The sequence below is a fragment of the Paenibacillus sp. FSL R10-2736 genome (assembly GCF_038000245.1).
GTDB lineage: Bacteria > Bacillota > Bacilli > Paenibacillales > Paenibacillaceae > Paenibacillus_AQ > Paenibacillus_AQ phytohabitans.
This window is the reverse complement of the sequence record NZ_JBBOBN010000001.1, coordinates 6,197,421-6,216,382: the sequence shown is the minus strand read 5'-3', so window position 1 is coordinate 6,216,382 and position 18,962 is coordinate 6,197,421. Positions and strand designations below refer to the sequence as shown.

The 18,962-nt window shown below is 52.3% G+C and carries 21 protein-coding genes; 12 read left to right on the top strand and 9 right to left on the bottom strand.

Annotation, left to right across the window (positions count from 1 at the left end):
* Nucleotides 1-62: 62 nt before the first annotated feature.
* Nucleotides 63-623 (bottom strand): hypothetical protein, encoded by a 561-nt coding sequence (locus tag NSQ73_RS26630; RefSeq protein ID WP_340988889.1) that lies wholly within the window; start codon nt 621-623, stop codon nt 63-65.
* 256 nt (nt 624-879) lie between these two features.
* Between NSQ73_RS26630 and NSQ73_RS26625 the strand changes: the two genes are divergently transcribed.
* On the top strand, nt 880-1,788 hold the full coding sequence (locus NSQ73_RS26625; RefSeq protein WP_340988887.1) for a L,D-transpeptidase family protein: 909 nt from the start codon (nt 880-882) through the stop codon (nt 1,786-1,788).
* 64 nt (nt 1,789-1,852) lie between these two features.
* On the opposite strand, the gene NSQ73_RS26620 is transcribed toward NSQ73_RS26625, so the two are convergent.
* The gene (locus tag NSQ73_RS26620; RefSeq protein ID WP_340988885.1) at nt 1,853-2,833 is read right to left on the bottom strand and encodes an N-acetylglucosamine kinase; all 981 of its coding nucleotides are present in this window, start codon (nt 2,831-2,833) and stop codon (nt 1,853-1,855) included.
* Nucleotides 2,834-3,034: 201 nt separating this feature from the next.
* Between NSQ73_RS26620 and NSQ73_RS26615 the strand changes: the two genes are divergently transcribed.
* A complete protein-coding gene (locus tag NSQ73_RS26615) occupies nt 3,035-3,343 on the top strand; it encodes a hypothetical protein (RefSeq protein WP_340988884.1) in 309 nt (102 codons plus the stop codon).
* On the opposite strand, the gene NSQ73_RS26610 is transcribed toward NSQ73_RS26615, so the two are convergent.
* Nucleotides 3,344-4,255: a copper amine oxidase N-terminal domain-containing protein gene (locus NSQ73_RS26610; RefSeq protein WP_340988883.1), complete on the bottom strand. Its 912-nt coding sequence runs from the start codon at nt 4,253-4,255 to the stop codon at nt 3,344-3,346.
* A 159-nt stretch (nt 4,256-4,414) separates the two neighbouring features.
* Between NSQ73_RS26610 and NSQ73_RS26605 the strand changes: the two genes are divergently transcribed.
* Together NSQ73_RS26605 and NSQ73_RS26600 are read left to right on the top strand one after the other, a co-directional pair.
* Entirely contained in the window at nt 4,415-4,861 is a 447-nt protein-coding gene (locus tag NSQ73_RS26605; protein ID WP_340988882.1) for a hypothetical protein, read from the top strand.
* 25 nt (nt 4,862-4,886) lie between these two features.
* A complete protein-coding gene (locus tag NSQ73_RS26600; RefSeq protein WP_340988880.1) occupies nt 4,887-5,438 on the top strand; it encodes an RDD family protein in 552 nt (183 codons plus the stop codon).
* A gap of 93 nt (nt 5,439-5,531) precedes the next feature.
* Here NSQ73_RS26600 and NSQ73_RS26595 read toward each other — a convergent pair whose 3' ends face one another.
* The 3 genes from NSQ73_RS26595 to NSQ73_RS26585 are packed head-to-tail and all read right to left on the bottom strand — an operon-like array spanning nt 5,532 to nt 8,702.
* Nucleotides 5,532-7,895 (bottom strand): carboxypeptidase-like regulatory domain-containing protein, encoded by a 2,364-nt coding sequence (locus NSQ73_RS26595; RefSeq protein WP_340988878.1) that lies wholly within the window; start codon nt 7,893-7,895, stop codon nt 5,532-5,534.
* Nucleotides 7,885-8,229 (bottom strand): hypothetical protein, encoded by a 345-nt coding sequence (locus NSQ73_RS26590; RefSeq protein WP_340988876.1) that lies wholly within the window; start codon nt 8,227-8,229, stop codon nt 7,885-7,887. The genes NSQ73_RS26595 and NSQ73_RS26590 overlap by 11 nt, the downstream gene beginning before the upstream one ends.
* Nucleotides 8,226-8,702 carry an RNA polymerase sigma factor gene (locus tag NSQ73_RS26585; protein WP_445669627.1) on the bottom strand — a complete coding sequence of 159 codons (477 nt, stop codon included), beginning with the start codon at nt 8,700-8,702 and terminating at the stop codon, nt 8,226-8,228. The genes NSQ73_RS26590 and NSQ73_RS26585 overlap by 4 nt, the downstream gene beginning before the upstream one ends.
* 464 nt (nt 8,703-9,166) lie before the next feature.
* On the opposite strand from NSQ73_RS26585, the gene NSQ73_RS26580 reads away from it, so the two are divergent.
* The 5 genes from NSQ73_RS26580 to NSQ73_RS26560 all read left to right on the top strand — a co-directional run bounded on the left by NSQ73_RS26580 (nt 9,167) and on the right by NSQ73_RS26560 (nt 13,621).
* Nucleotides 9,167-9,922, top strand: a complete 756-nt coding sequence (locus NSQ73_RS26580; RefSeq protein ID WP_340988874.1) for a YjgB family protein — start codon at nt 9,167-9,169, stop codon at nt 9,920-9,922.
* 241 nt (nt 9,923-10,163) lie between these two features.
* A complete protein-coding gene (locus tag NSQ73_RS26575; protein WP_340988872.1) occupies nt 10,164-11,318 on the top strand; it encodes a winged helix-turn-helix domain-containing protein in 1,155 nt (384 codons plus the stop codon).
* Between the two features lie 86 nt (nt 11,319-11,404).
* Nucleotides 11,405-12,694, top strand: coding sequence for an MFS transporter (locus NSQ73_RS26570; protein WP_076242333.1), 1,290 nt, complete (start codon nt 11,405-11,407; stop codon nt 12,692-12,694).
* Between the two features lie 81 nt (nt 12,695-12,775).
* On the top strand, nt 12,776-13,351 hold the full coding sequence (locus NSQ73_RS26565) for a histidine phosphatase family protein (protein WP_340988871.1): 576 nt from the start codon (nt 12,776-12,778) through the stop codon (nt 13,349-13,351).
* A gap of 9 nt (nt 13,352-13,360) precedes the next feature.
* On the top strand, nt 13,361-13,621 hold the full coding sequence (locus tag NSQ73_RS26560) for a hypothetical protein (RefSeq protein ID WP_340988870.1): 261 nt from the start codon (nt 13,361-13,363) through the stop codon (nt 13,619-13,621).
* A gap of 74 nt (nt 13,622-13,695) precedes the next feature.
* On the opposite strand, the gene NSQ73_RS26555 is transcribed toward NSQ73_RS26560, so the two are convergent.
* The 3 genes from NSQ73_RS26555 to NSQ73_RS26545 form a co-directional block, all read right to left on the bottom strand.
* On the bottom strand, nt 13,696-14,475 hold the full coding sequence (locus NSQ73_RS26555) for a TatD family hydrolase (protein ID WP_340988869.1): 780 nt from the start codon (nt 14,473-14,475) through the stop codon (nt 13,696-13,698).
* A gap of 25 nt (nt 14,476-14,500) precedes the next feature.
* Nucleotides 14,501-15,625: a stalk domain-containing protein gene (locus NSQ73_RS26550; protein ID WP_340988867.1), complete on the bottom strand. Its 1,125-nt coding sequence runs from the start codon at nt 15,623-15,625 to the stop codon at nt 14,501-14,503.
* 208 nt (nt 15,626-15,833) lie between these two features.
* On the bottom strand, nt 15,834-16,370 hold the full coding sequence (locus NSQ73_RS26545; protein ID WP_042134203.1) for a DoxX family protein: 537 nt from the start codon (nt 16,368-16,370) through the stop codon (nt 15,834-15,836).
* A gap of 341 nt (nt 16,371-16,711) precedes the next feature.
* Between NSQ73_RS26545 and NSQ73_RS26540 the strand changes: the two genes are divergently transcribed.
* The 3 genes from NSQ73_RS26540 to NSQ73_RS26530 all read left to right on the top strand — a co-directional run bounded on the left by NSQ73_RS26540 (nt 16,712) and on the right by NSQ73_RS26530 (nt 18,853).
* Nucleotides 16,712-17,128, top strand: a complete 417-nt coding sequence (locus NSQ73_RS26540; protein ID WP_039307558.1) for a MarR family winged helix-turn-helix transcriptional regulator — start codon at nt 16,712-16,714, stop codon at nt 17,126-17,128.
* Nucleotides 17,129-17,301: 173 nt separating this feature from the next.
* Nucleotides 17,302-18,207 carry an EamA family transporter gene (locus NSQ73_RS26535; RefSeq protein ID WP_340988866.1) on the top strand — a complete coding sequence of 302 codons (906 nt, stop codon included), beginning with the start codon at nt 17,302-17,304 and terminating at the stop codon, nt 18,205-18,207.
* Between the two features lie 61 nt (nt 18,208-18,268).
* Nucleotides 18,269-18,853 carry a sigma-70 family RNA polymerase sigma factor gene (locus tag NSQ73_RS26530; protein WP_340988864.1) on the top strand — a complete coding sequence of 195 codons (585 nt, stop codon included), beginning with the start codon at nt 18,269-18,271 and terminating at the stop codon, nt 18,851-18,853.
* Nucleotides 18,854-18,962: the final 109 nt, after the last annotated feature.

The following is an 18,962-nucleotide window of genomic DNA, read 5'->3' as shown; positions in this document are numbered from 1 at the left end:
CAGTGCCGCTGGTGCGGCCTGAGAGAACCCCTTTGTCTTGAGCAGCTTATTCCGAACTTATATTACTGCTGGAAGCTGCGTCCCTGATTCATCGGAGAACCGTAGGAATGGTTTGTCTGCATGGGTGTATGCAGCGGCTGCGGGTTAAATGAAGAGTTAATTGAAGAGTTAATTGGGCTATGCAGTGAATTTACCGGCTGGCTATTGGAAGTGAAGGACGGACTGAAGGAAGAATTATACCCTCCCGAGCCTGTGCTATAGCTTTGGCCAGAGTTACCAGTGCTGAAGCTTGGAATTCCTGTATTAAAGCCCTGTTGTTCGGTATTGAATCTTTGAATACCACCTGTATTGTAGCCGGCAGTCTGCGGAATCTGCTCCAGCTGTCTGATTAACTGCGAGACTTGCTGCAGCTGCTGCATAGCGGTCTGATGGCCCTGCAATGCCTGCTGAATCATCTGAATGGCCTTATTGCTGTGCTGGCTGAGCTCCTGCAATTTGGCGGCATGCTCCTGCTCCTGCTGCAGAAGCTGCTGATAATTCTGCGTGCCCTGCTGGGTCTGTGTCATCAACTGCTGGATGATTTGCTCGCTTTGGCTGATCTGGCTGGAATGGTTTGAATTCAAAGTAAATGGCCTCCTTGGCGGGTGCTGTAATGGTCATGCGGGCTTATTATCTCTGGCGGAGGCACTTAATATTCATCCTCATGAAACCGCACACGACGCACCGCTTGAACGGTTACAATTGTGCAAACTCTGCTTCAAATCCGCACGGACGAGTTGATATGAATAGGTACAAGCTGCTGTGCAACTAATGCGGCAGACTGACGTCTATGTAGAAAAGAGTTTCCAGTATCACCCATAACCTGGAGGTGGGGCAACCATGAATCTGCGTGAGCGTATCAGCCTGACTACAACTTATGTTCCAAGGAGCATCAAGCTTATGCTTGTGTTCGCAGTGCTGTTCACAGCATGCTTCACAGGATCAGCCGCAGCAGCGTCATCATCATCCTCAGATCTGATTATTGTGAACAAAAAGACGAATAAGCTGGCCTATTTCAGCGCCGGTAAGCTGGAGAAGGTTTTTCCGGTCGCCACCGGCAAGACCAAGAGCCTGACGCCTGAAGGCAGCTTCAAAATTGTGGTCAAAATCAAGAACAGACCCTATTACAAAGAAAAGATTCCCGGAGGCGATCCGGCCAATCCGCTGGGCGACCGCTGGCTGGGGCTGGAAGTGAACGATACCTACGGCACGACTTATGCCATTCATGGCAACAATAATGAAGCCTCCATCGGTAAATATGTCAGTGCCGGATGCATCCGGATGCATAATGAGGATATCCACTGGCTGTATCCAAGGGTAGCCAATAACACTCCCGTGATCATTACTACTTCAGGACTTGATATGGCAAGCATCGCAGTGAAGAGCGGCTATTCCACCGGGCCGACAATGATTGCGGGCGTCTTTATTATCAATGGAGAAAAGCTGGAGGTTAAGGATTCTTTCCTGCTGGAGAATTCACGGGTATTCGTTCCGCTCCGCGAATCGGTTGCCCTGCTTGGCGGAACCCTGAAGCAGGAGGCGGGAACCGGAGCGCTTATCATTACAATAGGTGAGCACACCGCGGTCCATAAACCGCTTAGCGAAACAGCGAAGGTGAACGGCAAAACGGTGGCCATGCTGGCCTCGCGGAGTGTAAACGGGCGATTGTATATTCCCTTAGGCAGCTTGACGCCGCTCTTTGGCCTTCCCGTCATATGGAACGCCAAAGAGGCGGCTGTGGAGCTGTGATGCGCCTAGACTAGAAGCTGCCAGATGAAGGTCTATCCGTAGCAATCACGTGCTGCGTATATGCTCACTGAGGCAGCTTGCTGCTATGCTGCAGCCGGCTGATTATATTTTCCGTGACCGGCCGGCCTAATTGCTCCAAAGCATACAGGACAGCTCCTGCTTCGGGCGGGAGCTGTGGCGTTACTACCTTATACTGTTTGTTGGCCCCGCTCTTCAGTAAACTGCGTAATTCCGATTGGAAATACCTGCTGTTTGCCACACTGCCAATGAAGGCTACCGGGACGGTCTGCTGCGCAAAAGAAGAAGCCAGCAGCCCGATGCCCGTCTTAATCTGCTCTGCAGCCCTGCCGCAGACCCGGACGGCGGTGGAGCTTCCCTGCTCCGCTTCTTCCGTAACTATAGGAGCAAATTCTCCAAAACGTCTGTCCCGGGCTTTCCGGTCATCGTCAAACCCTTCACTTGCAAGCATATATAGTTCAGAGACTGCAGCAACGTTCCAGTGCGCAAGCATCCGGGCGACAAGCAGCTCATCGCTTGAATCTGTGTGACCGGCCAGCACTTCAAAGACGGTATCATATGAGAGGAGCCGGGCGGCACTTGCGGCATAATGATGGAAATCATAATTGCGTAAATAACGTCCGTCTTCATTAATGGCAATAATGATGGAGCCAGTTCCCGAGATGACAATAATGCCGGGCTGCGCAAGCAGTGCTCCGTAATGGGCGATAAGCGCGTCATTGACATGCCACCTCGGACAAGTCAGCTCCGGAACCCCGGTGAGCGGCAATATCCAGTTCAAATCCTCCGGCGAGTCATATCCGGCAACCCCGGCAGCCATGCCGATGACCCTGCCGGGCTCGATGCCGCCGCTTTCCAGCGCTTCTATAATCGCTGACCTCACGTTATGCTGAGCGGCAGAGTCCCGGTACGCGGAAGCGCTTCCCTTTTTGCAATAGGCTAGTACATTTCCCTCAATATCGGCGGCTATAACCCGCGTATGAGTTCCTCCTCCATCGATTCCAATTACAACATCTGTTCGCTGCATTCCGGACACCTCTTCACGTTCTTTTCTACAGAATACTATAATCACTCCAGCGTTGGATATAACACAGGCAGATACTGCGAGGGGATAATACTCCTTCACGGCAGCAGCTATACCGGGAGCTTGCTGTTGCTGAAGCAGGATTAACAGGGTAAATATAGAAGTTATAGAAGAGCACTGGAAAACGTTGATTCGGAGGACAAAATGAGTAAACTCGCAAGTTTTATGGCAGAAATGCTGCGTTTAGTGGTTCTGCTGGTTCTGACACTAGGTATACTCGGGGGTGTGGAGCAGTGGATCTTCAAAATGTTATATGGATGGACCGGGTATTTGTATACTGCAGTAATCGGTAATTTTCTCATATTCTTAGTGATGTACCGGAACTATTGGCAGTTCAAGGGCTGGTACAAATCGGAGAAGAATCAGAAGCTGAAGCCGGTGTGGACCCGGAGTCTGAGTGTCGCCGCGCTGCTGCTGATTCTTGTTCCGTTTGCGGTACCGATCTGGATGTAATTAGTTTTGTACAGAGGATGATGCTTCCCCTGGAATTTCAAAGAACTCATTTAGATTCATATTTTGTTGCCCGACCGTTCTGGAGACACCCGTAGCATCAATGAATCCATAGGTTGCCTCCATAACCGGAAGCATCAGATGATAGAACGCGAGGCTTCCCTTATAGGAGGGCATTTTTCCGGCCTGATCCACAATTTTGTACGGTATAAAGAAGAGTCCGGCGGAGGATGGGACACTGTAGTCTATTTTGGCAGACCAGATCTCTTCCGCATAATTACCTGTAATTTCATAATACGAAATACCAGGCCCGCCTTGAATGAAGAACCGGCCCGCTGTGCCTTCCGGGAAATAATAGTCCTGATTCTGTGACTCATTAATGATAGGGATTTGCTTAAGCGCACTGACGCGGGGGAAATGAAGGGCTGCTGTACGTGCTTCCCCCAGATTCGCAGATTGGAGTTGAGTGATCAGCGCCTCATCTGCTTTGGCGACATACACAATCCGGGTGGCAGCATTCCAGGCTACATGCGCATCTGCGGCTTCTGCTATGAAGCGGATCGGCACCATGACTCTGCCTTTAAGCAAAACCGAGGCGACAGGCAGTGCGGTTGGTTTGCTTCCAATCAGGGCAGTCTTGTGACCCGCAACCAGTGTGATTGTTTCCCCGCTGCGGCCAATTGTAACCGTCTTGGTGCCATTGTTCCAAGCGACAGTAATCCCCGGGATATGCTTCACTACATTTAGCGGGACCATGGTTGTGCCTTGTGTGAGATAAGGGGGAATGTCCGTGCTTATCGTGGAGTTGTTTATTTCTACTGTAATGGTTGGAGCTGAAGCAGGGGCGGCCAGGGCAGTGCCGGACAGCAATATTAACAGCAGCAGCGGCAGGCAGATAAATTTGATGACTTTCATCTTGAGTAGTCCTCCTTCGAAAATTTTGTTGCTTTACTAAAATTATACAGTTATAGACGCCGGATCTATTTGAAAGTTGCGTATATGCCAGTTACTCGAATATGTCTTGGAAGTTCATAGTAGAGATGAGGGTGAGCTCTGATCCGGAAATCATGGATAATGTCCGCAATAACAGTACTGATCGTGGCATTCCTGGGCTATGAATGGTTTCGTCCGCAGCATGTGGAGCGGGAGTACCCTGGTGTGATCTACTCCAATAATGAAGTCGTGAAGCATAGCGTAATCGGGCTGAGGGGTGAAGTATGGAGAGGTGTGCCCGGAAGCAGTGAGTTTACCGGCGAGCTTACACTGGATGGAGGTCTTCATTATGATGTGAAGCTTAAGGATGGCGGCGGATACTACTTGGGAATTCTGACGGTCCTGGATGCAGACCGGTCACGGCGTTCGATTGGCTCTATTATAGCGTCTCAGAAGCTGGATAAGTTCTGGATTATGCTGACCCATCTTGATGAGCGCTACGGGCTTTCCGCCGGAGAGGGATATATCTCGGGTCCGGCTAATACGCTAGAGGAGGCCATACAGACCGGGAAGGATATTATGGATTGATTATTATACACTGAGGGGGAACAGTATGGAGCAGCGGGTAGAGGAACAGCTCGATTTGGATGACTATGTAGGTTTTTGGAAAAGGGTGCTGATCAGCTTCCTTGATTTTCTGATTCTGGCCCTTCCTACGTATTTTTTGAACAGGTTGTGCGTCTCTGCCGCAGAGTCGGCGGAGTCGGCGTTTCCACTTTTTATTCAGTTTGTGCTGCTGATAGGCTTCAATGTGTTCATGGTTGTCAAATATGGAGGCACTCCGGGCAGACTGCTTCTGGGGGTAAGAATTATTAATGAGGATGGCAGATATCCGGCGCTGAAGCAGGCTTTGATTAGATATCTCTTCTTCATCGTCAACGGCTTTCTTGCGGTTATTGTGAGTCTGAACTCTGAGGAATTATCTGCGGTTTCCAGCAGTCTGGCCAACTGGACCCCGCTCGCCACGAATTTGAATGTGTTCTTTGGCTGGGTCGTGGTCGCCGATTGCCTATTCGTTGCATTCACCCGGCGCAACCGGGCGCTGCATGATATGATGGCCGGAACCTATGTGGTTAAGAAGAATGCACTGGACCATCTTGTTTGAGCCAAAAGAATAGAATAAGCCAACTGCAAATGGGATAGATCAGGCGGCGCTGCCGCTCCTGTTCTATCCCCTTTGCCCTGCTCCGGAGGTGGATTAGCCCACCTCCAGAACGGCCTTCATGAATGTCTTCAGCGGGGAATCTCCGCTTTCTTCAGTCCATTCCCTAAGTTTCCCGGACCTTGCTGTATATAGCTCCAGCATCTGTTCCAGCTGCCGGTCAAAGAGCTCCGGCTGTCCCGTACGCTCTGCCTTCATCTGGGTTATCAGCTTCGCCCAGTTAACAGTGCCGGAGCCGGGACTATGCTGGGGATAACGCTGAGCAAGCTTTAGTACGTCATCCAGCGGCTGTCCCGCCGCCAGCTCTGCAGCCAGATAGCTGCCGGTGAAGCGGTGGCTGCCATCCTCCTCCAGTGAGGCGACGAATTGCCTGCGGGCTTCGTCCAATTCCCCCTGGTACATCAGCGCGGTAGCGTTAATTCCCTGATCATAGCTGTGCGGTTTCTGCTCACGCAGCTCAAGAAACCAGGAATAATAGTGATTGTAGCTTCTCCAGTCGGACTGCTCATAGTAGTAGAGCGCCAGGTTGAAGACAGAGTCTGCAGTCGGACGCAACTCTACAAGCTTCACTAGCAGAGGTATCGTTGCTGCTTCTAAGTATTCGTCTTTTGTATAGGAAGCCTTGGCTGTCATGAGATGAACCAGCATTTTGAGCGCATGATCATCCTGGGGATCTCCGGCATAATCGTGGCGGTACGCTTCCAGTGCCTGCTCAAGCTTCTGCGCTTTAACCAGCAGATCGGCAGCGGTAAGACTGCGTGAATGTAAATAGAAGAAAGGCAGATTGCCGACGGTGTCCTCGTTCAGCCTGTAGCCATTGCTGCGGGTAATCACCCGTCCAGCTTCATCATAGGCTTCGATGCTCCACGAGAAGCGGCCGCTTGGATCGGCGAAGCCGAGCAGAGACGAAGGCTCAACCGATTCCCAGCCTTCTCCGCTGCTGCTGGTGGAGAAGCCGCCGCTGCTATACAGCTCTGTTACAGGGATGGAAATCTTATTACCCGTGATATGCTGGCGGATTACATAACTGAAGCTGCTGCCTTCCGCTGAGACTGTGCCGCTGAGAGTGTATGAGGCGGCATTCCGGACAGTTTCCCACTCGAATTCTACAGAATCTCCTGTAAGGATCTGCGAATTTACCGGTGATTTCAGCTCCAGCAGAGGCTGAAGGATAATATTATTAGTCAAACGATCATTTGGTTTGATCTCGATCCAGTCATCCGTCTGCACAGGCCAGGTCCAGCCGTCGATCTGCTCAAAGCTCAGGCCCAGAAATATCTGATAATAGCCGGGAATAACGCCTGAGAAGGAAAAACGGCCCTGTGCATCTGTGACGATTTCATATGGCTCCGAGCCATATAACACACTATGACTAACTTCGCTCTCCGGCCGCAGGAAGATGCCTGCCCGGGAGACCGGAGTGCCGTCGCTGTAGGTTAGTGTCCCTGACACGGTGGCAGGAGCAGAGTTTCCTGCTTCCGCAGCGGATAATAAAGCGTTCTGCATCAGGAGCAGTTGCCGCTCTGATTCAGAATGTGGCTCCTCCAGAAACTGTGAAGCTGCTGTAAAGGATTCCGGTGCGGATGCAGAGTCCCCCGTGGAGCCTTGGAAGTCTTTGGAGTCTTGGGAGTCCCCGCCACTCCCATCGTTCATCTCCTGATACTTCCGGTCACGGACCTCCTGGTAATTCTCCAGACCGTTGTTTATCAGCTTCAGCGCTCCGCTGCTGTCTCCCTCTGCAAAGAGCAGCCGTGCACTCAGCCAGGCCGAACGGGCATCTGATTCTTCTTCACCATAATGCCCCGGGGAGTCAGCCTGCACGAGCAGCACTTTTGCAGCCGCCCAATTCCCTGCACTCAGTGCCCGCTGTGCCTGAAGCAGGAGCAGCTCTCTGGCCAAAGAGGATTTGCTGCTAATTCTTGCAATAGCCTCCGTAAGGACCTTGTCTCCGTCACTTCCGGTGCCCAGGACATCATATTCATAGACCAGCTGTTTAGCCGCAGTAAGCAGATAGCGGTCTATAGGGCCTTCTAGCATATACTCTCTCAGGAACCGCAGCTTATCCCCGGGAAGCAGTAGGGAAGGGGGTTCTTCGTTATTGTTCTGGCTCCACTGGCTTGAGGAAGAACCGATATATACATTGTACTGATATGGAGGCCTCGCATTGCCGGGCTCAATGATCCTGGTACGGATAAGCGTCATACGCTTGCTGCCGCTGCTGGAATTCAGAGTGTTCAGCAGTTCCTGGCGTGCCTTGGCCCCGGTATCCGCTGTGGCGGAGGTTGCAGGCTGAACGGATGGCGCTGCTGCCTGCTGCAGAACACCCGGTAATAGTATCAACAACGTAAGCGGAAGCAGCACGAACAGCACTAGCTGTTTGACCTTGATTCTAATTTTCATGGCGTCTCACCGCCTGTTCATAAATGTCTTTCCAATACGTATTGCCGCCGGCTTCAATCAGTTCCCGCTGGCCCTGTGCCGGCAGTGTACGGGCTTCATGTTCCGGGGTCCCGCTCTGCGGGTAGCAGAGGATCAGCGCTCCTGCGATTAACAGTGCAGATAGCGCACCCAGTGGCTTGAGTGGAATTTCCAGCTCCTTATTCCATAGTGCACGCAGGCGGGCCAACGGTGCAGTAGGGTGAGTCTGCTGCAGAACCCGTTCCTGTCCGCTGAAGGAGAGGCTGCTCAACTCTTCATCCAGACGGCGTTTGATGTGTTCTTGTTCACTGCTCATAGAACATGCCCCTCCTTCTCCAGAATCTGCTTCAGCAGTGTCCGTCCCCGGGATAAACGGGATTTCACCGTATTGTCCGGTAATCTCAACTGCCCGCTGATCTCACGGATGCTCATCTCATGGTAGTAGTACAGCGTCAGGCATTCGCGGTAGATGTAATCCAGACTTCTTACAGCTTCACTTAGCTGCAGATTATGCCATTCTGCTATAAACAGCTCTTCTGCGCCTGCGGAGGCGCCTGCTTCATTCTGTACCCAGGCCCCGCCCTCCGGCGCAGGAAAAATATTTCGCCAGCTCCATGTCCGCTGTCTCATCCGGCAGCGGTTAACCACAATGGTGATCAGCCAGGGACTCAGACGCTGAGGGTCCTTCAGCTGCCCGATTTTGGCATAGGCCTGAATGAAGGTATCCTGTACGGCTTCCTCGGCAGATTGCCGGTCCCGCAGCAGCAGCCAGGCGGTCCGGAGCAGCATATCCCCATATTGCTCCATTAGCTGGCGGAGAGCGGACTCATCCCTGGCTTTGATTCTCTCTATAATATCCAGATGAAGCTCCCCTCCCTTTATTAGTAAGATGCGTGCTGCGGGAGGAAGGTTGCGTGCCGCAGGGAAATAATTCCTGAATTGAAGGGCTTGAGCAGCGAATATGCTTCTCAATTGCAGAAAGTGCAGTAGAATCGAATTCCGGGTAATTTTTAGGGAGTTCTATTGTACTAAATGCAACAGATCCGGTAATGCAGCTTTGGGGGCGTTCTGCGGTGAGAGCAGCGCTGCAACTTCACGCGGCAGCATCATTCCCCAGCTGCTCCATGCCAAAAATGTTCTATAGAAGGAGCAGCCTGAGAAGGAGCATCGTGCAACCTTTAACGGGGACACTGCGTCATAGGGTAACAGCTTAGACTTTAGAGGAAGTTCCCTATTATGAAGGAGATGGCATCATGATCACATCATTCAAAACGATAGCAGGCATAATTCTACTCGGCGGAATGCTCAGTCTAACGGCTTGTAATTCCGGTAAGCCGGATGCGGCGGATACCGGAGGGGCGGCTGCGCAAGCCTCGGAGCTTCCGGCGTCTGCACAGCCGGAAGGGAGTCCCGCCCCGGCGGCGGGCACGGAGCCGGCTGAAGCTGGCGGCGCTGCAGCAACAGCTGCGCCTGACGCGGCTCCTGCTGCGCAAGGCGGCACTGGCGCGGCCGCTTCACCTGCGGCTGCAGAGCCTGGCGCAGCGGCAGGAGCCGTGTCGGCCGCTACGCCGCAGGAGCTGAGCAAGCAGCTGAAAGAGCTGCTGCAGCTAGCCAAGCAGGGCAAGGTTCCCGGCGTGGAATATGCTGCACACAGCGGACTTATTGACGATGTGGAAGCATCATGGGGAGAGCCGGACACCAAAGAATCGGCAGGCAAAGGCATTTATTCCACGTATGCCGGCAAGCACGTGGTAATCGGCTTTAACAAGGGCAGCCAAATCTTTGATGTGCGTTCAAGCGCCTCCGACTTACAGAAGCTGACGCTGAAGCAGATTGAAGAAGTCCTCGGCAAGCCGGACGCTACCTCCGTGAACGGCAGCGATGACATTTATATATACCAGGCGGGCAAGCAGTATCAGCTCAAGTTCATCATTCCGGATTCAACGGGTACCGTCGATCATATCTCAGTATTCTCCGAACAGGATTCGATCAACAATATGGCTGGTTAGAACAGCATCTGTAAGTCGCCGGATTGCGGCAGCTGCAGTCACATAGATAGAGCAATTTAAGAAGAGTCCCTTCGCAGCGGCAACTGTGGAGGGACTTTTCTTTTTTTGATCATCGGATACAAGTAACTGGCAACCGCCGGGAGCAGGCCCTCCATGAATGCAGCTACTGCTATCGTGCGTAGAACTTCTTGCTGATATAATCAGTTTATGGGTTGATCTGTAGAAGAAAAGAGGCACAGCTATGCATCTGGAGTTGAACGGAAGCGAATATAAAGTATCTGCCGGCGGATTAACTATAGAGCTGCTGCCCAAGGAGTTTGCGCTTCTGCAGTTTCTGTACCGCAACAGGGGACGGACCTTCAGCCGCGAGCAGCTTCTCGATAAAGTATGGCCGATGGAGTATCCGGTGGAGCGGACCGTCGACGATCATATCTACCGGCTGCGCAAGAAGCTGCGCGGGCTGGGCGGGATTGATATCAAGACCATCCGCGGGTTCGGTTATAGTCTGGCCGTACCGGGCTCGCCGGAAGGGGTAGCAATGACCCCTGCAACGAATGATCCGGAGCTGCGGAATACAATGTCAGAGGTATTCATGAAATTTCATATCTACGGTCAGGGCAAATCGATGCTGACCCTCGCGCGCCAGCAGGATATTCTCGGCTACGAGCTGGACCCGCATTATTCGATGGTCGTTCATTTCGTCCAGGGAGATTTGGAGTGGCTGATCTACACGGACGAGGTTCCGCTGAAGGACCGGCTTTTTTACCTCAACCTGTTCTACTTCTTCATAGGTGACCCCAAGGTGAAGATGGAATACGCCGAGCGTCTGATTGCGCGAAATTTGTTGAACCCGCCTGAACAGCTGGAACTGGAGATTCTGACCATGCTGGATCTCTACACATTGGCAGGCCAGCCGGAAAAAGCGCTGGAACGCCTGAAACGTTCCTATCAGGTAATAGCCGAACCGGATTTTGAGAACTTCGTTCCGGCGACGCAGATTACGGAGCTGTTCATTCATCTGGTGGCGGGAACCGGGGATGAGCAGCTGGATCGTATGGATGAAACCGTCAGCCGGACCCTGAGGGACAAGCCTTTTCTGCGGGAGATCGGCGGTTACAAAGTAGTAAAGGGACTGTGGGCGCTTCGGCGTGCACAGTGGGCAGAGGGAGAGAAACTGATACATGAGGGGTTGCAGGTGCTCGATATGTCCGGCTTTGTGCCACTGCGCTTCTATTCGGTGTACCGGATTTATCATTTCTGCCGGATGTATCTGGCCGGGAGCTCCTTGGCGCGCAAGTATGAGAGCCTGTTTACAGCAGAGCTTGAAGCTTTTGGTCTGCTAAGGCTGGAACTGCCTCTCGAAAATCTGCTGCTGCCGCTGCTCGAATCCCCCTGATAATTCTCTGACAATTCTCCGTTACAGTAGGATCATGAATGTTTCGCACATTCAATGATATTACATGTAACCTGGAGGAATGTCAGATGGAGCTTACAACCAAGCAGGGAACCAGCCTGCTGCATAACAAAACGTACATGCGGGTATACAGCGCATTCGCCACGGCAAGCTTCGGCGACTGGTTCGATGCACTGGCTATTCAGGTGCTGGTCGGCTACCGCTGGCAGGCCGGGCCGCTGATGCTGGCGCTTATTCCGGTAGCGCTGGCGCTGCCGAGCATTCTGTTCGGCTCGATTGCCGGAGTAGCCGCCGACCGGCTGAACAAGCTGAAGCTGATGCGTGTCTGCGATCTGCTGACTGCGCTGCTGACTGTACTGGTGCTATTCGCCCCGAGCATGTTCTGGCTACTGCCTTTGCTGGCGCTGCGTTCAGCGCTATCCACGCTGAATATGCCTGCCCAGCAGTCTTTGACCCGCAGCCTGGTCAGAGAGGATCAGCTGCTGCAAGCCTCGTCGCTCAATGGGCTGGTTAACCAGGGCTCCAAAATTGCCGGCCCTCTGCTCGGAGGTCTGGCGCTCGCCTTCCTTACGCCGCAATGGTGCATACTGATCAATGCCTTGCTGCGCGGCTGTTCTTATCTGCTGCTGCTGTCCGTTAAGAACATCCGTACAGATGAAGAGGACAGCAAACAGCCAGAGGCGCCGGAAGACAAGATTCCGCTGCATACGATGTGGCGGGAAGGCTGGAGCTTCATGCTGCGCAGCCGGATTTTGCTGAATACTATGCTGTTTGGGCTGGCCGGGGCACTTGTACTTCAGGTGGTCGACTTCCAGTTCACCAGCCTGTTCCGGGTATTTGCACCGGAGCGGGAATCCCTGCTCGGCTGGATGGTAGCCGCTACCGGAGTAGGAGCTGTGCTGATCATCCTTCTGCTGAACAAGCTGAATCCCGAAACGGGATATAGCTGGAGGCTCGGCTCGGGATATGTACTGATCGGCGGTTCCATTGCTGCACTTGGATTGCTTCAGCCCGGCGCTTCGATAGTATGGGTTCTGCTGATCGGATTTGTACTGGGGATCGGAAACGGGGTATTCATGGTTACGTTCAATTATTGTCTGCAAAAAGAAACCCCGCCGCATATGACCGGCCGTATCTTCGGCATCCAGAACACCGTACTCAGCACGGTACTTATTGTTGCACCTTTATTAGGCGGCATACTTGTCCAGTATGTAGGCCCTGCCCGTATTTTTATCAATATCGGCCTTCTGCAGCTCCTTCTGGGTCTGGCGGGTCTGCTCTTCGGACGGCTGCTCTGGCCTGTGGCCAAGCTCAAGCTGGAAGGTGTACAGCCAGCAGCTGCAGTAGAACAGGGGTAGCTTAAAGGCAGACAGTAAGTTTAAGATCAAGCCCTTCGGGGCTTTTTCTGCACTGCCACATTACATATTCAGGAGGAACCAATGACGACTTATATTTACATGGTGAGACACGGGGATTCACTCCGGACCGGGGCGGACGAATGGACGCGCGGCCTATCTCCTGAAGGGGAAGAGGACGCCCGCAGAGTAACAGCATGCCTGCGTAATGAAGGCATTAACGCGCTGTACAGCAGCCCGTATCTCCGCGCCATACATACGATTGCCGATTTGGCAAAGGTACTTGGGCAGGAAATTACCCTCGAGGAGGATCTAAGAGAGAAGGTCTGGATGGAGGGCAACCGGCAACTGCCGGACGAGGATCTGCTTGCTTCACTTCAGGCGATGTATGCCGATCCGGACTATGCCCTGCCGGGCGGGGAATCGAACCGCGAATGCCAGGCAAGGGCGGTAGAAGCGTTGCAGGAAATCCTGCAGGCACATGAAGGAGAAAGAGTTGCCATCGGTACCCACGGGCTCGTAATGGCGCTAATGATGGGCTATTTTGCCCCGGAATATGATCTGGACTTCCTGCTGAAGACCACCAAGCCAGATATTTATGTCATGGCCTTCTCGGCAGGCCAGCTGACCGGGGTGGAGCGTCTTATAGTTAAGGGATGAGCATGGAGAATGGCCGGAAGAACGTACCAAGCCGCGGATGGGCTGGGTGCGTTCTTTGGCGCGAGGGAGGTGAGTGAGCATCTTAAGTTCGCTTGCATAAGCAAAAATGTTGTACAAATTGCAACTTCGATCCATAGATATCCGGGCAATCCGGAAGATTGTTGTATGAAATACAAGAATTGTCCCGCCAAACCGCCTGGAGGAGGAGAAATGCTGCCTTTTCTACAACAATTTGAGATTGCGGCCCATTTAATGCGGGAAATGTTGTAGTTTGTACAGGATTTGCTGGTGGTCGCCGCGGCACGGCGGAGTCCATCATTCACTGGGGTACGGTGACGGCTAAGCTACAGTCCGTAGAACCGCACCGTATTCGCTGTTAAAATAGCCTTCGCCTCGCTCCCGGTATAACCATGCAGCGCTCCCCAGGCGGCGGCAACGTCATGCACCATCGCCGGATGGGTGGTACGCCCGGTGAATGGGCCTTCAAAAGGCCACGGACCATCGGTCTCCGCCATGACCAGCTCCGGCGGGTAGCGGCGTGCGAGATCCTGAATCTCCTGTTCATAGAGAATATCGGGAGTGAACGAGATATAATAGCCCCGGCTGATCATACGGTCGACAGTAACTCCCGGGCCCTTGAACCAATGGAAATGGGCCCGGGTAATGTGATGCTGCTCAAGCAAATCACATACGGTCCAGGCATCTTCGTAGACGGCATGCAGCACCACTGGTTTGGCTAATCGTGCCGCCAGACCAAGGAGTCTGTCCAGAAGCCGGATATAAGGTTCCATATCCCATGCTTCCCCGCGTTCTATAGCTTCGGTCCGGGAATAGTAGGGAAGCCCGATTTCACCTATAGCGGTCATATCCGGGGCATGGAGTGTGATCCAGTCCAGCAGCGCGGCCAGATCCTCTTCCGGCGGCAGCGGCTGCTCGGGATGGAAGCCGTAGGCGGGTCTCACCAGCCCGGGATAACGGGCTGCTATCTCCTGAGTACGCAGACTGGAGGAGAGGTTCATCGAGACCGCAATCAGCGACTCAATGTCCTGCTCCGGCAGACTCTGCAGCAAAGAGTATAACAAAGTCTCTTCATATTGGTCCAGATGAATATGGGCATCAATCATGCGTAATTGCTCCTTCCTCCGCAGGTTACTTCTCTACAAATTGCTGAGTGGTATCATGCGGTTCAAAGGTGATTGAGCCGAGCTCCATCCCCGCCGCGCCTGCCTTGTATACCAGCTTCAGCGTCCCCATGCTCTCGGTCATTCCTACCATTAGGCTGGTATCCGCTAACAGCTTGCCGTCTTTCACCGAGTAGTAAGTAACCGCACCAATACCGGCATTCTTGCCGAAATATTTCAATCCGTCTTCTGCACGGTCCGGAATTCTCATTGTTACTTTGGACGGGGTTGCTCCTTGGAGCTCAAGCTTCAGCAGCACATCGTTCTGATCTATTGAAATGCTGGAGGATACTACAGCAGAAGCCGCTTGGTCCGCTGCAGTCACGGAGAGCTCCTTCCATTGTTCAGGCTTGACCACATGTACTTCCTGCACTACCAGCGAAGTTCCGGTACCCACTGTGAACACAACCGTTACTTCAGGCTTCCCGTCAGAATCTACATCGGCATAGAAGAGCTGGGGCGGATTCGAGAAATCTCTGTCTACGGTCCAGTCGAAGCTGTGCTTCTTGCCGTTCACTTCCAGGATGAATCCTTTGTAGGTGTTGCCGTCCTTCAGCGAAGCATACAGCTTGACCTTGGCATTATCCCCGGCCACAACAAGGGGTTCAGCGGGAACCCTGACCGTTGTGCTGAGACTGCCCGGCGTAATCGCGACCCGGGTTCCTCCCGCTTCCAGCTCTGTGGTAGCACCCGTAAGCGAATTCAGACTATCTGCCGGAATATATATATGTCCGGCCTTAAGAATAACAGGGGCCTCCAGGCTATCTTTATAACTTCCATCTGTTTGTGTATAGCGGACCTGGATAGAGGAGCTGCCGGGGGTAAGGACTTTATTATCCCAGCCAGTCGTGAGAGTAAGCTGCTTGAGGACATTATTCCATTGCAGCTGGACAGGGTAAAACTCCATCAGGGCAAGAGCCGGTACATATAATATCCCATTGGAATGAAATGGCGGAACTTGGGGAAGAACGGCTTGTCCGTCTACCTTAAGGGATAGAGGAGCTGCAGCAGAATGGGCAATATTTATGGATGAAGCCGCCGCATGGCCTGCGAGGAGCAGGGCGATAGCGGAAGCGCCAATTAATTTTTTCATAAGTTAACCTCCGGAGTCTGGAAATTCCAATCCATTTTATTATAAATGAAAAACTCCGCTTGCGGGTCACGTTCTGTTAACAAAGATAAGACAAGCCTGTTACGGTTACCTGCTCTGCGCGCTAAGCGTATGACAAAGACCCGCAGGAGAAGGAAGCGGATGCTGTCCTTTTCTTGCGGGTCCTTTAAGATACAGTCTATTAATTTAGTTATACGGAACGTTTCATAGCCTGAACGGGAGCCAGAGGCCGGGCTGCGGGAGTATGATCCTTCTTGTGGAACAAGCTGCGCAGGTAAGGGAGGACCCAATAATCAAGACCGATTCTGCCGGCATTGGCCGCCGAGACCACAATGATCATTCCCATAAGCAGCAGCTGGACGTTGGTGCTGACCGTGCCTGAGAGCAGGTAGGCAGAGTTCATAACGATTCCCATCAGAGCGGCGAAGGTAGTGAAGGTGCCCAGAATCAGGCCAAGTCCGACCAGAAATTCACCTGCAGGAACCAGCAGATTGAAGAAATTGACACCGGGAAGCGCCGCATGCTGCAGGAAGCTGCCCCACCAGGCTTGTACAGTGGCATCTTCACCGACACTTTTGGCAATGGCCCCTTTCAGGAAGCCAGAAGCATCGAAACCGCCGGTAAGTTTGTGCCAGCCTGCTTCAATCCATTGATAACCTACATATAGACGTACTATTGTGAGCAGCACCATAGCTGCTTTGTTTGTGCGAAACCAGTTGTTGAACATACTCTCCACTCCTAAAGTTTAGTTAGCATACCTTCTGCAAGTCACGTCGTTCATAACTCACTTCGGAAGCATTGGCTTAAGTTTTATTGGCTAACTGTCTGTGAGCTACCTATCCTGAAAATCTTTATCTGTGTATCGGATGATCATCTTCGATACCTTAATTTTAAGTGATTTTTTTCACAATTAGTGTGATATAAATCATAAAATCCGAATAAAATTTTATATCAAACTAAAATTTGATTAATATTTCATAAAATTTTCAATACCCGGATTATATATACTTTTAGAGGGCTGGACGAAGCCGCTTGACACCTAATTTATATAAATCTACCATATAAGATATGAATGAAAAAAATGTATTGGCGGTCATTGGCCGTATTCACCGACGCGGAAATAAGTTCATTGAACAGGAATTGAAAAAGCATGATATTCACGGCATCGCTCCATCGCACGGAGATATTCTGTATCAGCTGTTTGCCCGGGAAGCTCTTACAATGAACGAGTTGTCCCGTGGGATTGATAAGGATAAGTCTACGATTACGGCATTAGTGGACAAATTGCTGCGGCTGGATTACGTGAGGCGGGAGCAGGACCAGCAGGACGGACGGATCTTCAGATTATCTCTTACTCCAAAAGGACGGGAGCTGCAGCCGGTGTTCGAGGCGGTATCCGAATCGCTGCTGGAAGCGGTCTATGAGGAGTTCGCTCCTGAAGAGAAGCAGCAGCTGATGAGCCTGCTTGCCAAGATTAAGCTGTAATACAAGTGCATGCCGGAGAAGCAGGGTCTTTCGAGAACGAAAGGCTCTGTTTGCTGTGAAGAATAAGGGGGATATGCTCCGCCAGATATGATTTATCTACCAGAAGAGACAGCCGGTAATTCCGTATAATTAACAACAAATATCTATACATATACGCAGGAGGGGTGGAGACAATGTTACGGACCCGAGGAATTATTATGGCCTCCGGCGGAGCGTTATTATGGGGAATATCGGGGACGGTCGCCCAGCATTTGTTCCAGCAGGCCATGCTGCCTGCGGCCTGGCTGGTGACCCTGAGACTGCTGGTATCGGGAGCCCTGTTCCTGATGTTTACACTCCGCAAGGAGGGCTCGCAGGTATGGAAGCTGTGGCTGGACCGGAGATTCGTTCTACAAATGCTGCTCTTTGGGCTGCTGGGTATGCTTGGGGTACAGTACACGTACTTCGCTTCCATTGAGTCAGGCAATGCTGCAATCGCCACACTGCTGCAGTATTTAGCCCCGTTGTTTATCCTCCTGTACACTGTTATCCGGAGAAAAACCAAGCTGGCTCCGCTGGATATCACCGGTGCGCTGCTCGCGCTGGGAGGAACGTATTTACTGCTGACCGGCGGCGATTCCTCGGAGCTGACCGTTCCCCTGAGAGGTTTGGTCTGGGGGATTCTATCCGCAGTGTCCTTGACGTTCTATACGCTCTATTCCGGTCCGCTGCTGAAGCTGTACAGCACTTCACTGCTGATGGGCTGGGGGATGATTGTGGGAGGAGCAGGGATGAGTCTGATTCATCCGGTCTGGTCCGTACCGTCTGCTGATTGGTCGCTGTCTATCATTCTGGCTATACTATTCGTTATTCTGCTAGGAACATTAGCCGCCTTCTATCTATACATTGGCAGTCTCCGCCACATTGCTCCGCATGAAGCCAGCCTGCTGTCCTGTACAGAACCGGTCTCAGCAATTATCTCCTCCGTAATCTGGCTGTCCGTCCCCTTCAATCTATACCAGGCACTGGGAGCGGGAATGGTTGTACTTATGACTGTAATGGTTTCTTTGAAATCACGGACTAAAGAGACCGCGAAATAAATCGAACGAAATCCCTGATCCCATCCAAGTAGATAGTGTAAGCCTGAAGGGGGAATGACGGATGGAGACAACAGACCCATATTCGCAGCTCATCGGACTCACGCTAGCCGGCAGCCGTGAAGCTTACGGTGAGTTATACGAGGCGACTATTCAGGATGTCTATAAGGCCGTGCGTTTCCTCGTTTCCGGGGTTTCAGATGCAGAGGATATTGTGCAGGAGATATATATTGAGCTGTACCGTTCACTTAGGAAATTTGACAGGACACAAGCGTTTAGACCCTGGCTTATGGGGCTCACGATACGGCAGATTCATGCCTATAGGCGGAGAAGGTGGAGACAGTTCCGGATTCAGAACAAAGCGGAGCAGACCAGCCAGACTATAGAACATGATCTCGCCAGCGATGTTGTGGACCGGATGGCAAACCGGGTACTTACCGATATGGTAAGCCGTTTGCCGTACAAGCTGAAGCAGGTCATCATCCTGCATTACTTGCATGAGTACACTCAGGAAGAGATCGCTGCCATCCTCCAGATTCCGCTGGGAACGGTGAAATCACGGCTTCATGCCGCTCTGCAGAAGCTTAGACGGAAACATCAGGTGACTACGATCAGATTAGGGAAGGTGGAGGATCTGCATGAGTCTTGAGCACAATTTGCGGCAGGCGCTTCATGAAGAAGCCGGAGCTATGCACGCTCCACCCGAACTGAAAGGGGAGATCCTTAACAGGATTTCACCCGGACAAGGAGGAAGACGC